Consider the following 15,057-nt stretch of genomic DNA (forward strand, 5'->3'; position numbering starts at 1 on the left):
GCACAGGGGGCCGCGGCATGAGCGCGCTTCTCAACATCATCCTGCCGGTCTTTCTGGTGCTGGGCGCCGGCTATGTCGCCACCCGCACCGGGCTGCTGAAGCTGTCGGTGGCCGAGGGGCTGATGTCCTACACCCAGAACGCGGCCTTTCCCTGCCTGCTGTTCCTCGCGGTCAGCACCTTCGACATCGGAGAACAGTTCCACGCGCCGCTGCTGCTGAGCTTCTACGCCGGGGCCACGGCCTGTTTCTTCCTCGGCCTCTTCGGCGCCCGCGCCATCGGGCGTTCGCCCGAGGATGCGGTGGTCATCGGGTTCTGCTGTCTCTTCTCCAACTCGATGATGCTGGGCGTGCCGATCACCGAACGGGCCTTCGGCGCGGATGCGTTGGCCTCGAACTTCGCCATCATCTCGATCCACGCGCCCTTCTGCTACACCCTGGGCATCATCGCGATGGAGATGACGCGGGCGGGCGGGCAGGGCCTGCGCGTCGCCGCGCTGGCGCAGCGCATCCTGCGGCAGATCTTCACCAACCCGCTGGTCATCGCGCTAATGCTGGGCTTCATCGTGAACCTCTCCGGGCTGACCGTGCCCGGTCCCATGGATGACGCGATGCAGATCATCGCCCGTTCCGCCCTGCCGGCGGCGCTCTTCGCCGTGGGCGGCGTGCTGGTGCAGTACAAGATCGAGGGCGACTGGCGGCTGATCGGCATGATCTGCGTGCTGGCCCTGATGGTGCACCCGGCGATCACCTGGGGGCTGGGCCGCGCCTTCGCCCTGCCCGAGGCGGCCTTCCGCTCTGCCGTGCTGACCGCCTGCGTGGCGCCCGGCGTGAACACCTATGTCTTCGCCAACCTCTACGACCGGGCCAAACGCTCGGCGGCCTCGGCGCTGCTGATCTCGACCGGGGTGTGCCTCTTCACCTCCTGGTTCTGGCTGACGATGCTGCCCTGACCCGCGCCCGCCGGGGTCCTACGCACTGGGGTGAAGCCCTTGAAATTCTTGCGCGGCGCCGGGTGACAGGCTACCTCTTTGCCCAGTGTACGCCCCGCGCGCAGGAGATCCCCCATGGACATCACCGTCACCTATCAGCGCGGCCCGACCGATCCCGGCGCCGGCCCGGTGAAGATCGGCTGGCTTCTGGGCAAAACCGACGCGCCGGTGATCTACGAACCGCCCCGCAGGGTGCATTCCCGCGAGGCCCGGCGCGAGCACGCCAAATCCGCCTCGCGCTGTCCGGCCGTCGTGGGGCTGGAAAGCCGCTATTTCGAGGTACTCTGCCCCTTCGACCTGAACATCGGCTTCACCCGCGACAAGGACGGGAAGCCGGTGCTGCGCAACCTCTCGGGCGAGAAATCGGCGGTGCGCGGCTCGACCCTGGGCAAGCGGCTGACCCTGGTGAACGAGGGCGAGTGGCGCTACCCAGACCGCCCCATCATCCAGCTGAAGCTGCCCTATTACTTCATCACTGATGAGCCGGTCTACATGACCCAGCTCGAAGCCTACATGTACTACCGCAAGACGCCCCTGCCGGGCACGATCTTCGGCGGGCGTTTCCCGATCAACCTCTGGCCGCGGCCGCTGATGTGGGCCTTCGAGTGGCACGACACCACCCAACCGATCACGATCCGCCGGGGCGAGCCGCTGTTCTACGTGCAGTTCGAGGCCGATGGCCCGGATCGGACCGTGCAGATGGTCGAGGCGGAGATGACGGAAGAGCTGCAGACCTACATGGATCACATCGGCGGCGCGGTGAACTACGTGAACCAGACCTTCTCCCTCTTCGAGGCGGCCGAACGGGTACGCCCCGAGCGCCTGCTGAAGGTGAAGGAAAAATGAGCGACCGCCCGGCCGCGCCCGCGCCGCAGGCGCGCAAGGTCGACCTGGCGGCGCTTTTGAAGGAGGCGCAGGCGGCCTTCACTGCGGGCCGCATTTCCCGCTGCTGGGAGCTGATCGCGCCACTACTGCGCCAGCCGGCCTTCGACCGGCTCGACGCCAGCCGACAGCAGGCGCTGCGCTACCTGCAACTGGGCTGCGCCCTTTATGCCATCGGCGACCTTGACGCGGCGCGACAGCTGAACCGGGACCTGCCGACCCATCTCTTCACGCCGATGCGCTATCGCCTGTCCCTGCGCCTGCGCGACCCGGCCCAGGCGAAACGGCTGCGCCTGGATCCCACGAACGGCCCGCGCGAACTGGCCGATTTCCGTACCTCTGCCGGGCTGCACGAAATCTGGGCGCACCGCTATGGCACCGGCTTTCCGCTCTACGCCGCGCGCTGGCAGGCGATCAATTTCCCGAAGGTCCTGCCCGACAGCGTGACCCATGCGCCCCTGCCCGCGGAGCCGTCCGGGGATGCCGGGCTTATCGTGCTGGAACAGGGGTTGGGCGACGTGCTGTTCCACCTTGCGCATATCAAGGCCGAGGGCGCGCATGAAACATCGGCCTTCACCGGGCTGGCCAAGTATGGCCCGCTGATCCGGCGCTACTTCCCCAAGGCCAGCTTCACCCCCGCTGACCGGATCGCCACGGATCTGGGCCGCCCGCGCGCCCACCTGGCCGCCGATTTCGTCGGGCGCGGTTATCGCCGCCTGGGCACGATTGCACCGGGGATCACCCTGGATCAGCCCCGGCGGCATCCCTTCGACCCGCCGGTCTTCGGCCTGTGCTGGCGCGGCGGGTCAGGGCAGAACCGGCGCGAGGAACGGCATATCCCCCTGCGCTTCCTGCTGGACATGCTGCCGCTGGACTGCCGGATCCTGGCCCTGCAGTTCGACCTGACGGCGGAGGAACGAGCGATCCTTCAGGCCGACCCGCGCGCCCAGGTGCCCCTGGCCGACATCACCGCCAACCCGGTGGAGACGATCGACATGATCCGGGGCCTCGCCGGGGTGATCTCCGTGGACAGTGCCAACTGGCACATGGCGGGGTTTTCCGGCGTGCCGCTGCTGGCGATCATGAACAAGACCGCGCATTGGTTCTGGGGGCCGGAGGCAGACGCGCACAGCGTCTTTGCCTGCGCCACCACCCTGCCGAAGGAAGAGCTGTCGGCGCGCAGCCTCATCCCCTGGATCGAGCAGGCCCTGGCGCGGTGGTCAGATCGGCCTGTCGCCGCCCTGCCCGCGATCCCGCCAAGGCAGCCCCCCGCCCTGCGCCCGCTCTTCATCACCGGGCTGCCGCGCTCGGGCACCTCGCTGGTGACACGGATCCTGCAGGGCCAGGGCCTGTGGCTTGGCGAGACGATCCCCGGCAATGCCGACAACCCCGAGGGCTATGGCGAGAACCGTCGGATCCGTGAAAAGCACCTGAAACCGATCCTGTCGGCCCTGAGCGCCGACCCGCGCGGGGTGGCGCCCCTGCCCCGTACTGAGGCCCTGCCGCCCTGCCCCGGCCTGGCGCGGCGCCTGCTGCGCGCGATCCGGGCGGAGGGATACGACGGCAAGACCCCCTGGGGCTACAAGGACCCCAAGCTCGCCCTGCTCTGGCCGCTGTTCGCGCGCGCCTTTCCAGGCGCCATCTGGGTGATCGTCGAGAGGGAGCGCGAGGCGGTGCTGACCTCGCTGGCCCGCGCCAGTTTCATGCGCCGCCATTCGACCAGTCCGGAGTTCTGGAAACCCTTCTGCGCCTGCTACGAGGATCGCCTGGCCGGGCTGGCAGACAGTGGCGTCAGGGTGCTGACGGTGCAGGCGGAGGCGGTAATGGGCGGCGATGTCGCGACGCTGGCGCCGGTCTGCGAGATGGCCGGGCTGCCCTTCGACGCCGACCGGGCCCGCGCGGCCCTGGCCCGCGGCTCCGCCCCCGGTTCCACATCCTGACCGCGCCGCAGCGCCCGGTTCAGGACATAGCCATGCCGAGAGGCCCGCGCCGGTTTCCGTGCAGCCCCGGCACCAGCTCCGCCGTCGCCGCCATCATCGACCGCAACAGCCGGCTTTCGTAGCCCGTCAGCCCGACGCGATGGCCGCGCGCCATCTTCAGGCAGACCTGCTGCTTGTTCAGGCGCGCCTCGGCCATGGACCGCTCCAGCGCCGCCTCGTCCAGCTCGCAGAGCCGTTGCGGCTCGGCGCATTCCAGGCCCAGGTCGCCTTCATCCAGCACCTGGTAGCCGTCCATCTGCAACAGCACGTAGTCGGTTTCCGGGCGCGGGCTGCGGATGATCCGCTCGCCGTCCAGCAGGTGACGCGCGGCGACCACCGCCTCGTCCCGTCCGAACAGCGTGCGCAGGGCGCGGTCCTTCAGCACCAGTTGCTGGGAGGGCGAGACCATGATCGGATGACGATTGCCCAGGGCCCCGGGCCGCACCAGGATGGGCGCGAACCGACCCTGGGCGCGCGCACTCCGGCGCCCGGTCCAAGTCACCTCGCAGGGGCCGTTGTCCAGCGTCATCACCTTGTCGCCGGGGCGCAGCGTCTCGATCAGGCGCAGCCCGTCGGGGGTGCGCACGCGGGTGCCCGCGAGAAAGGATGTGACGTGATCGACGGAAAACATCCGCAGCTTGCCGTCCCGGCGCAGGGTGCCGATGCGGCGTCCGGCAAAGGCGCCCTCGCTCTCCCCGACCGGGCTGCCAAGGGCCAGACGCCGGTCCAGACCGCCGCCATCGCCCCCCTGCATGTAAAACCGCAGCGGTTTCTTGATATAATCCCAGGACGCTGGCGCGGCCCCATATCCCGACTGCCCCTCATGGGCGGATCCGAGACAGGGCTGCGTGCCTCCACGAACGTATTCGTTCCAGTTCATGACCCTGTTCTACCCTTCTTTGGCATTCTGCCTTTCTTGCGCGGCCCCGGTTTGCCGGGGTCCTGCGGCTCTCCCGCCCCATGACGCAGAGTCAGGGCGAGTGTCTTATGACATGGTTAAACCCAGCAAATACGGCGAAATCCGGGCGTGCGCGCCACAGGCCCGTAAAAACCGGGGCTTTACGCGCGAAAAGTTACGGCACTGCCCAGGCCTGACCCATTCCGCCACCCTTGCCCGGCCGCGCCCGGCGGCTTAGGGAGGGTCCAGCGAAGAGGAGTGAGCCCCATGGCAGCCAGGATCCAGATCATCAACGGCCCCAACCTGAACCTGCTGGGCAAGCGCCAGCCGGAGATCTACGGCCACGAAACGCTGGACGACGTGGCCGCCGACTGCACTGCGCTGGCGGCCGATCTCGAGCTGGAGCTGCAGTTCTACCAGTCCAACCACGAGGGCGGGATCATCGACTGCATCCACGCCGCACGTGAGACCTGCGCGGGCATCGTCATCAACCCCGGCGCCTACACCCATACCTCGGTGGCGATACTCGACGCACTGAACGCCTTTGAGGGCGTCGTGATCGAATGTCATATCTCTAACGTGCACAAGCGCGAAAGCTTCCGCCATCACTCCTACGTCTCGCTGCGCGCGGACGGGGTGATCGCGGGCTTCGGCACCGAGGGCTACCAGCTGGCACTGCGCCGCATGGCGACCCTCGTCACGGGCTGATCCCGCCCGATCGACGTCATGTCAGGGCACTAGTTCCCGGAGCGGAAGACCCGGGTGGTGGAGAACATGGCCTCCAGCTCGTCCAGGCGTTCGCGGCTTTCGTCCCAGCGTTTCGCCTGCACCTCGGCGATCAGCGCCTCCACCACGGTCATGATGGCGACGGTGCTGTCCCAGTTCGACGGCGCCTCGACCTCCAGGTGGAAGACGTGGCGCGCCACGCGGGCCACGGGCGAGCCCCACTGGTCGGTGAACAGCACGATGGTCGCGCCCCGCTCGGCGGCCAGTTCCGCCAGGCGCAGCAGGTCCTTTTCATAGCGTCGGATGTCGAACAGCACGAGGACCGAGGCCGGCCCCATGTCGAGAAGATAGTGCGGCCAGACATTGGGCGCCTGATCCAGCAGGGTCATGCCCGTCCGGATGATCTGCATGTGGTTGTGGAAATAGCTGGCCGTGGCGCCGGTGATCCGCCCGCCCAGGAAGTAGGCGGGGCGGTTGCTGTCCGCCAGTAGCGCCGCCACCGCATCGAAGGTCGCCGTATCCACCCGGTCGAGGGAGCGTGTCAGGTTGCCGATCACCGCATCCGCGAAACGGTGCAGAACATGGCCATCGCCACCACGCGCATCGCGTTTCAGCGCCGGCGCCTTGATCCGGTCCGCCACCTCGTCGCGCAGGGCGTTCTGCATCTCGGGGAAGCCCTCGAACCCCAGCTTCCGCGCCATGCGGATGACCGTGGGGGTGGAGACACAGGCGAGGTCCGCGAGCTTCGTCACAGACTGCATGCCGGCCATGGGGTAGTCCTTCAGGATCACCTCGCCCACGCGTTTCTCGGCGGCGGTCAGGCGGGTGTCTTCGGCCTCGATCCGGGCGCGGACGGCCCCTGCGGGGTCCTCTGCCCGCGTGATCGCCGGATCCTGCCCGACTGCGTCCGCCTCTGCCTTCGTCACTGCCTGGCCCTTCGCTGTAGCAATATGTACAAGCTAAGGGCGACCTGTAGTCATGTCTACAGAAATGAATTGACACCTGGGCCCGGGGCCGGTTTCTCTGCCCCCATGGTGGGCAATGACTCTCAGATTCTGGCACCCGGCGAGCGACCTGCCGTCGAGGTGATCCATCCCGGCGGCACCGGCCCTGTGGTGCTGTCCTGCGAACACGCCAGCGCGGCGATCCCGGCGGCCCTTGACGGGCTGGGCCTGGCAGAGGCCGACCGGCTGAGCCACGCCGTCTGGGACCCGGGCGCCCTGGCCCTGGCCGTGGCGATCTCCGAACGGATGGGCGCGCCCCTGGTGGCGTCCCGCGTGTCACGGCTGGTCTACGACTGCAATCGCCCGCCGTCGTCTCCCGGCGCGATGCCGGAACGATCCGAGGTGGTCGAGGTGCCCGGCAACGTCGGACTGAACGACGAACAGCGCGCCGCCCGGGTGCGCGAGATCTACCGTCCCTTCCAGGCGGCCCTGTCGGGCGTGCTGGACCGCCACGGCGGCGCCCTGGTGACGGTGCATTCCTTCACGCCGCTGTGGCACGGCGAGCCGCGTGCGACCGAGGTCGGCCTGCTGCACGACAGCGACGACCGGCTGGCGCTGGCAATGATGGACAACTGGACCGGCCCCCTGAAGGCCGAGCTTAACGCCCCCTATTCCGCCACCGACGGCGTCACCCACACCCTGCGCGAACATGCCGTGTCGCGGGGCCGGCTGAACGTGATGATCGAGGTGCGCAACGACCTGCTGGCCGATGCCGAGAAGGTCTCGCAGGCCGCCGAACAGCTCTGCGGCGCGCTGAGCCTGTCGCTGGCCGCCCTGGCGACCGAGGGCGAGGAGGGCTGTGCGCCCGCCGCCGCCGCGCTCCCCACGGGGGAGGGCGCATGAGGCTGATGCGCGGCTACATCCGCTGGATCGACGGGATGAACTGGCTGATCGGCCGGATCACCATGTTCGGTCTCTTCATCCTGATGGGCATCCTGCTGTGGTCTTCGGTCTCGAAGACCTTCCTGCTGCCCTCGCTCTGGACGCTGGAACTGGCCCAGTTCGTCATGGTGGCCTATTACATCCTGGGCGGGCCCTACTCGATCCAGCTGGGATCGAACGTGCGCATGGACCTGATCTATGCCGAGCTGAACGACCGCAAGAAGGCCTGGCTGGATGCCTTCACCGTCTTCTTCCTGCTCTTCTACCTCGGCGTGATGATCTACGGCGGCCTGGCCTCGCTGGCCTATTCGCTTGGCAATTTCATGGGCGGTCCCCTGCCCTTCTTTGGGCGCCTGATCGGGGCCTTCTTCACCGGCGGCCCGGCCGCGGCGGGTGAGGTCATGGGCTATATCGAGACCTCGCGGTCGTCCTGGGGGCCCGTCATGTGGCCCATCAAGCTGATCACCTGCATCGGCCTGTTCCTGATGCTGCTTCAGGTGCTCTCCGAATTCTTCAAGGACCTGCTGCGTCTGCGCGGGGAAGAGATCTGATGTCCTATGAACTGATCGCCCTGCTGATGTTCAGCACCATGATGCTGATGCTGCTGACCGGTCAGCGGGTCTTCGGCGCCATCGGCTTTGTCGCCGTGGTCGCGGCGCTGCTGCTCTGGGGGGACCGGGGCGGCTACGACATCGGGTATTCGGCCCTTATCAAGCTGATGAACTGGTATCCGATGCTGACGCTGCCGATGTTCGTCTTCATGGGCTACGTGCTGTCGGAATCGAAGATCGCCGACGACCTCTATCGCATGTTCCACGTCTGGATGGGTGGCGTGAAGGGCGGGCTGGCCATCGGCACCATCGGGCTGATGGTGCTGGTCTCGGCGATGAACGGCCTTTCCGTCGCAGGCATGGCCATCGGCTCCACCATCGCCCTGCCCGAGCTGCTGAAACGCGGATACGACAAGAAGATGGTGACAGGGGTGATCCAGGCAGGCTCGTCCCTGGGCATCCTGGTGCCGCCCTCGGTGGTGCTGGTGCTTTACGCCATGATCGCGCGGCAGCCCGTGGGCCAGCTGTGGCTGGCGGGCATCTTGCCGGGGCTGATGATGGCCGCGCTCTTCATCCTCTACATCGTGCTGCGCTGCCGGGCGAACCCGGCGCTTGGCCCCGCCCTGCCGGCCGAGGAACGCGCCCAGGTCAGCCGCTCGGAAAAGCTGCGCCTGCTACGCGCGGGGCTGCTGCCGGTGGCGATCTTCGCGGTGATGATGGTGCCCTTCGTGAAGGGCTGGACCTCGCTGGTCGAAGCCTCGGCCATCGGCGCCATCGCGGCCTTCCTGGCCGCCCTCCTGAAGGGCCGGATGTCCTGGAAAGTCTTTGAAACCGCCACCCGCAACACCCTGGGCATCTCCTGCATGTTCATGTGGATCATCCTGGCGGCCCTGGCCTTCGGCGCGGTCTTCGATGGGCTGGGCGCGGTGAAGGCGATCAGCTTCCTGTTCACCGAACAGCTGGGCCTGAGCCCCTGGATGATCCTCATCCTGATGCAGCTGAGCTTCCTGGTGATGGGCAGCTTCCTCGATGACACGGCGATGCTGGTCATCGTGGCGCCCCTCTACGTGCCGCTGGTCGGCGAGCTGGGCTTCGACCTGGTGTGGTACGGTGTCCTCTACACCATCACCTGCCAGATCGCCTACATGACCCCGCCCTTCGGCTATAACCTGTTCCTGATGCGCGCCATGGCGCCGCCGGAGATCACGCTGAAGGACATCTACGGCTCCATCGCGCCCTTCGTGACGGTGATGGTGATCGCCCTGGCCATCGTCATGGCCTTCCCGTCCATCGCGACATGGCTGCCGAATTATGTCTACCAATAACCACCAGACCCCGCGCCCAAGCGGGGCATCCGCAAACCCCAAAGGGAGTACCCGAAAATGACCAACAGACGTTCCTTCCTGCGCGGCGCCGCAATGGCCGCCCCCGCAGCCCTGGCCGCGCCTTCTGTCCTGCGTGCCCAGGAAGCCATCAAGTGGCGGTTTCAGACCTACGCCGGTTCGGCCCTGGGTCAGGAAGTGACCAAGCCCGCCATCGACGCGATCAATGCCGCCGCCCAGGGCGAGCTGGAGATCGAGCTCTACTACGCCGACCAGATCGTCCCCACGGGCGAGCTGTTCCAGGCGCTGCAGCGCGGCACCATCGACGGCGTCCACTCGGACGACGACTCCATGGCCTCGCCCACGCCGCTGCGCCAGTTCGGCGGCTACTTCCCGCTGGCCACCAAGCACGCGCTGGACGTGCCTGTTCTGTTCCACCAGTACGGCCTGGCCGAGATCTGGGAAGAGGAATACGCCAAGGTCGGCGTGAAGTGGCTGTCGGCCGCGGGCCAGGACCCGTGCAACTTCAACACCAAGAAGGAAATCACCTCGCTGGCGGACCTGGAGGGGCTGCGCCTCTACACCTTCCCGACCGCGGGTGAGTTCCTCAGCCAGTTCGGCGTCGTGCCGATGAACATCCCCTACGAGGATGCGCAGGTCGCCGTGCAGACCGGCGAGCTGGACGGCATGGCCTGGTCGGGCATCACCGAAGACTACACCGTCGGCTGGGCCGACGTGACCGACTACTTCCTGACCAACAACATCTCGGGCGCCTGGATCGGGTCGTTCTTCGTCAACCAGCAACGCTGGGCCGACCTGCCCGACCATCTGAAGACCATCGTGTCCTCGGCGATCGAGGCCAGCCACACCTACCGCAACCAGTGGTACTGGGGCGGCGAGGCGCGTCTGCGCGCCCAGGGCGACAAGCTGCAGCTTCGTTCGATCCCGCAGGAAGAGTGGAAAGTGGTCGAAGAGGCCGCCGTCACCTTCTGGGACGAAATGGCCGAGCAGGGCGAAGTGGCCGCCAAGCTGGTGCAGATCTTCCGCGACTACAACGACGTGACCTCGAAGGCAGGCCCGCCGTACACCTTCGGCTGATCGCCGCACCGGAACGAGACAACGGGGCGGCCTTTCGGGGCCGCCCTCCGCAGGTCAGGAGGAATGAGACATGGGCGCGCTGACGTTCGACAAACTGAAGGAACAGGTGGCCGCGGGCGAGATCGACACGGTCCTGGCCTGTATCGTGGACATGCAGGGCCGCCTGATGGGCAAACGCTTTCACGCGGCGCATTTCGTCGACAGCGCCTGGGAGGAAAGCCATTGCTGCAACTACCTGCTGGCCACTGACCTTGAGATGTACACGGTCGAGGGCTACGCCGCGACCAGCTGGGCCGGCGGCTACGGCGACTACGTGATGCGCCCCGACCTGTCGACGCTGCGCCCCGCCCCCTGGCTGGAGGGCACGGCGATCGTGCTCTGCGACGTGCTGGACCATCACCACCACGCCCCCGTCCCCCACAGCCCCCGCGCCATGCTGCAATCCCAGGTGAAGCGACTGCAGGCCATGGGCTATACCGCCAAGATGGCGACGGAACTGGAATTCTTCCTGTTCGAGAAGAGCTTCGACGAGATCCGCAAGTCGGGCTTCAAGGATCTCGACACGCTGACCCCCTACAACGAGGACTACGCCCTGCAACTGTCGTTGCGCGACGAGGTCGTCCTGCGCCCGGTGCGCAACGCCCTCTACGCCATGGGCGTACCGGTGGAATGCACCAAGGGCGAGGCCGAGGTGGGCCAGGAAGAGCTGAACATCAAGTATGACGAGGCCATCCTGGCCGCCGACTATCACGTGCTGGGCAAGCATGTGGTGAAGGACGTCGCACTGATGAAGGGCCACGCCGCCAGCTTCATCCCCAAGTGGCACCGCGACAAGGTCGGCAGCTCCGCCCACGTGCACCAGTCGCTGTGGGAGGGCAACGACAGCGCCTTCTACGACCCCGAGGACAGCCTCGGCATGTCCGCCCTGATGAAGAGCTACTGCGCCGGCATCATCAAGTATGCGCCAGACTACACCTTCTTCCTGGCGCAGAACATCAACAGCTACAAACGCTTCCAGGCGGGCAGCTTTGCCCCCACCAAGGCCGTGTGGTCGGTGGACAACCGTACCGCGGGCTTCCGCCTGTGCGGCGCCGGGTCCAAGGCGGTGCGGATGGAATGCCGCATCCCCGGCTCGGACGTGAACCCCTACCTGGCCATGGCCGTACAGCTGGCTGCGGGCATCAAGGGCATCGAAGAGGGGCTGGAGCTGTCGCCCCCCGCCGATGGCGACGTCTACGAACAGGGCAGCGTGACCGAGATTCCCTCGACCCTGCGCGCGGCGCGCGAGACCCTGGCAAATTCGGCCTTCCTGCGCGAGGCCTTCGGCGACGAGGTGATCGACCATTACACCCGCGCCGCAGACTGGGAGCAGGAGGCCTTCGACGCGGTCGTGACCGACTGGGAAATTCAACGCGGATTCGAAAGAGCGTAACTATGAGCAAAGTGGATCTGATCTCTCCCATCGACGGGTCGGTGTACCTGTCGCGGGACTACCTGACCGAGGCCGAGGCGCGCGACGTCGTGGCCCGCGCCCGCGCGGCGCAGCCCGCATGGGCGGCGCGAACGATTGCCGACCGCGTGGCGCTGGTGCGCAAGGCGGTGGCGATCATCGGCGAACAGACCGACCGCATGGCGCAGGAACTGGCCCACCAGATGGGCCGCCCCGTGCGCTTCGGCGGTGAATTCGGCGGTTTCAACGAACGTGCCAGCTACATGGCCGACATCGCCGAAGAGGCTCTGGCGCCGATGGTGATCGAGGACAGCGACACCGCAACCCGCAAGATCACCCGCGAACCCCAGGGCGTCGTCTACGTCATCGCCCCCTGGAACTACCCCTACATGACCGCGATCAACACCGTGGCCCCCGCCCTGATCGCCGGCAACACCGTGGTGCTAAAACACGCCGCCCAGACCCTGAAGGTGGGTGAACACCTGGCCGAGGCGCTGCATGCCGCGGGCGTCCCCGAGGACGTGTTCCAGAACGTCGTCTTCAGCCATGAGGTCAGCTCGGCTCTGCTGGCCGACCGCGCCTTCGATTTCGTCAACTTCACCGGATCGGTCGCAGGTGGCCGCGCCGTGGAACGCGACGCGGCTGGCACCTTCGTGCCGGTGGCGACCGAGCTGGGCGGCAAGGACCCGGGCTATGTCCGGGCTGACGCCGATCTGGACGCCGCCGTCGACGGGCTGATGGATGGCGCCATGTTCAACTCCGGCCAGTGCTGCTGCGGGATCGAACGGATCTACGTGCACGAAAGCCTTTACGACGCCTTCGTCGAAAAGGCCGTGGCCTGGGTGAAGGGCCAGACGCTCGGCAACCCGCTGGCCGAGGACAGCACCGTCGGCCCGATGGCCAACGTGCGCTTCGCCGCCACGGTGCGGGCCCAGATCGAGGATGCCGTGGCCAATGGCGCCACCGCCCTGATCGACACGATGGAGGCCGATGACGGCGGCGCCTACCTGACGCCGCAGATCCTGACCGGCGTGACCCACGACATGGAGGTCATGCGCGAGGAAAGCTTCGGCCCCGTGGTCGGCATCATGCCTGTGAAGAACGACGAAGAGGCCATCGCGCTGATGAACGACTGCCAGTACGGGCTGACCGCGGCTGTCTTCACCAAGGACGTGGAGGCGATGAACGCCATCGCGCCGCGCCTGGAGACCGGCACGGTCTTCATGAACCGCTGCGATTACCTCGATCCGGCGCTGTGCTGGACGGGGTGCAAGAACACCGGCCACGGCGCGGGCCTGTCGGTCCTGGGCTACCACGCCCTGACCCGTCCCAAGTCGCACCACTACCGCAAAGCCTGAGGAACCCCTGCCATGACCCTCACAGGAAACTGGTCCTACCCGACCGCGATCCGCTTCGGCGCCGGTCGCATCAACGAGATCGCCGAGGCCTGCGCCGCGGCCGACATCCGCAAGCCGCTGCTGGTCACCGACCGCGGCCTGGCCGACATGGACATCACCCAGAACACGCTGGACCTGATGGTGTCGGGCGGCTTGGGCCGCGCCATGTTCTCCGGCGTGGATGCCAACCCGACCGAGAAGAACCTGGAAGAAGGCCTGAAGGTCTATCGCGAGGGCGGCCATGACGGCGTGATCGCCTTCGGCGGCGGCTCGGGCCTCGACCTGGCGAAGATGGTGGCCTTCATGTCCGGCCAGACCCGCCCGGTCTGGGATTTCGAGGATATCGGCGACTGGTGGACCCGCGCCGACCCCGATGGCATCGCGCCCATCGTGGCCGTGCCGACCACCGCCGGCACCGGGTCCGAGGTGGGGCGCGCAAGCGTCATCACCAACTCCGAAACCCACGTGAAGAAGATCATCTTCCACCCCAAGGTCCTGCCGCAGGTCGTCATCTGCGACCCCGAACTGACGGTGGGCATGCCGAAGTTCATCACCGCCGGCACCGGCCTCGATGCCTTCGCTCACTGCGTGGAGGCCTTCAGCAGCCCGCACTACCACCCGATGTCCCAGGGCATCGCGCTGGAAGGGATGCGGCTGGTCGTGGACAACCTGCCCCGCGCCTACGAGGACGGCACCGACATCGAGGCTCGCGCCAACATGATGTCCGCCGCCATGATGGGCGCCACCGCCTTCCAGAAGGGCTTGGGCGCGATCCACGCGATCTCCCACCCCGTCGGCGCGATCTTCAACACCCACCACGGCACCACCAACGCGGTCTGCATGCCCGCCGTTCTGAACCTGAACGCCGACCTGATCCGCACCCGTTTCGACGAGGCGGCGCCCTATCTGGGCATCGAGGGCGGTTTCGACGGGTTCTGCGACTACGTGCAGAAACTGAACGACCGCCTGGGCATCCCGCGCAAGCTGTCGGCGCTCGGCGTGGATGCGGCGCACATCGACGACATCGTTGCGATGGCGCTGGAAGATCCGTCCTGCGGCGGTAACCCGGTGCAACTGACCGCCGAGAACCTGAAGCCGGTGGTCGAGGCCTGCATCTGAGGCCAGACGCCCGCGACGGATAGGCTGGGACCAGCCGGTTGAACGCCCGCCATCGGCGGGCGTTTGCCATTTCAGGCGGAATGATTACCTCTGAGACATACCACAATCGGATCGCCCCCATGAAACGTCTCAAGCTTTTCGCTCTCGGTGCGCTGCTGGCCCTGGCCAGCGCCTGCACCGTCATCGCCCCCAATGTCGAGGTCTACTCGACCCTGCCCGCCGACGCTGCGCCCCGGCCGGTACAGATCACCGCCGCCTCCTGGATGGACGGCAACAGCCTTGCCTTCCAGCAGCGCGCCTCGGAACTGGCCGCCCTGCTGGCCGCACGCGGCTACACCCCCGGCGGGAACGGTGCGCCGCTGGTTGCCACCTACTCCTTTGAAACGCATGAGCCGGTCATGCGCGTGCGCACCCGACGTGAACCCGTCTACGAAAGCCATTTCACGGAAAACAGCGACGGCTCCACCTCCAGCGATCGCCGCCTGGCAGGCTATCGCACGGTGGAAAGCGAAACGGTCGTCTTCCCGCGCATCGCCCGCCTCGACATCATCGAACGGGCCACTGGCAAGAAGGTCTACGAGGCCACGGCGCATAGCGAAAGCGCATGCAAGAACAGCGCCAACATCATCCGCCTGCTGACCGAGGCCCTGGCCAAGGACTTCCCCAACCCGCACGAAGGCGCGGTGACCGTCAGCAACGACACGGCCTGCTGATAACGCGGCCCCGCCAGACGCAGAAAGGCCCGCCGATCCGGCGGGCC

At 67.1% G+C, this 15,057-nt stretch carries 14 protein-coding genes; 12 read left to right on the forward strand and 2 right to left on the reverse strand.

Going from position 1 to position 15,057, the window contains the following annotated elements; genetic code table 11:
- The first annotated feature begins 17 nt into the window (after positions 1 to 17).
- The 3 genes from LC066_RS11795 to LC066_RS11805 all read left to right on the forward strand — a co-directional run bounded on the left by LC066_RS11795 (position 18) and on the right by LC066_RS11805 (position 3,811).
- On the forward strand, positions 18 to 950 hold the full coding sequence (locus LC066_RS11795; RefSeq protein ID WP_224899179.1) for an AEC family transporter: 933 nt from the start codon (positions 18 to 20) through the stop codon (positions 948 to 950).
- A 114-nt stretch (positions 951 to 1,064) separates the two neighbouring features.
- On the forward strand, positions 1,065 to 1,835 hold the full coding sequence (locus tag LC066_RS11800; protein WP_224899181.1) for a hypothetical protein: 771 nt from the start codon (positions 1,065 to 1,067) through the stop codon (positions 1,833 to 1,835).
- Entirely contained in the window at positions 1,832 to 3,811 is a 1,980-nt protein-coding gene (locus LC066_RS11805; RefSeq protein WP_224899184.1) for a sulfotransferase, read from the forward strand. The genes LC066_RS11800 and LC066_RS11805 overlap by 4 nt, the downstream gene beginning before the upstream one ends.
- A 19-nt stretch (positions 3,812 to 3,830) precedes the next feature.
- Here the strand turns inward: LC066_RS11805 and LC066_RS11810 are convergent, their stop codons facing one another.
- Positions 3,831 to 4,604, reverse strand: coding sequence for a Hint domain-containing protein (locus LC066_RS11810; protein ID WP_224899187.1), 774 nt, complete (start codon positions 4,602 to 4,604; stop codon positions 3,831 to 3,833).
- A gap of 411 nt (positions 4,605 to 5,015) precedes the next feature.
- On the opposite strand from LC066_RS11810, the gene aroQ reads away from it, so the two are divergent.
- Positions 5,016 to 5,456, forward strand: a complete 441-nt coding sequence (gene aroQ, locus LC066_RS11815; RefSeq protein WP_224899190.1) for a type II 3-dehydroquinate dehydratase — start codon at positions 5,016 to 5,018, stop codon at positions 5,454 to 5,456.
- A 29-nt stretch (positions 5,457 to 5,485) separates the two neighbouring features.
- Here the strand turns inward: aroQ and LC066_RS11820 are convergent, their stop codons facing one another.
- On the reverse strand, positions 5,486 to 6,400 hold the full coding sequence (locus LC066_RS11820) for a MurR/RpiR family transcriptional regulator (RefSeq protein WP_222478815.1): 915 nt from the start codon (positions 6,398 to 6,400) through the stop codon (positions 5,486 to 5,488).
- Positions 6,401 to 6,505: 105 nt separating this feature from the next.
- Between LC066_RS11820 and LC066_RS11825 the strand changes: the two genes are divergently transcribed.
- The 8 genes from LC066_RS11825 to LC066_RS11860 all read left to right on the forward strand — a co-directional run bounded on the left by LC066_RS11825 (position 6,506) and on the right by LC066_RS11860 (position 15,010).
- A complete protein-coding gene (locus tag LC066_RS11825; RefSeq protein WP_224899193.1) occupies positions 6,506 to 7,321 on the forward strand; it encodes an N-formylglutamate amidohydrolase in 816 nt (271 codons plus the stop codon).
- The gene (locus LC066_RS11830) at positions 7,318 to 7,911 is read left to right on the forward strand and encodes a TRAP transporter small permease subunit (RefSeq protein WP_224899196.1); all 594 of its coding nucleotides are present in this window, start codon (positions 7,318 to 7,320) and stop codon (positions 7,909 to 7,911) included. Before LC066_RS11825 ends, LC066_RS11830 begins: the two co-directional genes overlap by 4 nt.
- Entirely contained in the window at positions 7,911 to 9,236 is a 1,326-nt protein-coding gene (locus tag LC066_RS11835) for a TRAP transporter large permease (RefSeq protein WP_224899199.1), read from the forward strand. Before LC066_RS11830 ends, LC066_RS11835 begins: the two co-directional genes overlap by 1 nt.
- Before the next feature lie 57 nt (positions 9,237 to 9,293).
- Positions 9,294 to 10,331, forward strand: coding sequence for a TRAP transporter substrate-binding protein (locus tag LC066_RS11840; RefSeq protein ID WP_222478807.1), 1,038 nt, complete (start codon positions 9,294 to 9,296; stop codon positions 10,329 to 10,331).
- A gap of 70 nt (positions 10,332 to 10,401) precedes the next feature.
- The gene (locus LC066_RS11845; protein ID WP_224899201.1) at positions 10,402 to 11,763 is read left to right on the forward strand and encodes a glutamine synthetase family protein; all 1,362 of its coding nucleotides are present in this window, start codon (positions 10,402 to 10,404) and stop codon (positions 11,761 to 11,763) included.
- A 2-nt stretch (positions 11,764 to 11,765) separates the two neighbouring features.
- Positions 11,766 to 13,139, forward strand: coding sequence for an aldehyde dehydrogenase family protein (locus LC066_RS11850; protein WP_224899203.1), 1,374 nt, complete (start codon positions 11,766 to 11,768; stop codon positions 13,137 to 13,139).
- 12 nt (positions 13,140 to 13,151) lie between these two features.
- Entirely contained in the window at positions 13,152 to 14,297 is a 1,146-nt protein-coding gene (locus LC066_RS11855) for an iron-containing alcohol dehydrogenase (protein ID WP_224899205.1), read from the forward strand.
- Between the two features lie 119 nt (positions 14,298 to 14,416).
- Positions 14,417 to 15,010: a hypothetical protein gene (locus LC066_RS11860; RefSeq protein WP_224899206.1), complete on the forward strand. Its 594-nt coding sequence runs from the start codon at positions 14,417 to 14,419 to the stop codon at positions 15,008 to 15,010.
- The last annotated feature ends 47 nt before the right edge of the window (positions 15,011 to 15,057 follow it).

The organism is Pseudooceanicola marinus (assembly GCF_020177265.1).
GTDB lineage: Bacteria > Pseudomonadota > Alphaproteobacteria > Rhodobacterales > Rhodobacteraceae > Pseudooceanicola > Pseudooceanicola marinus_A.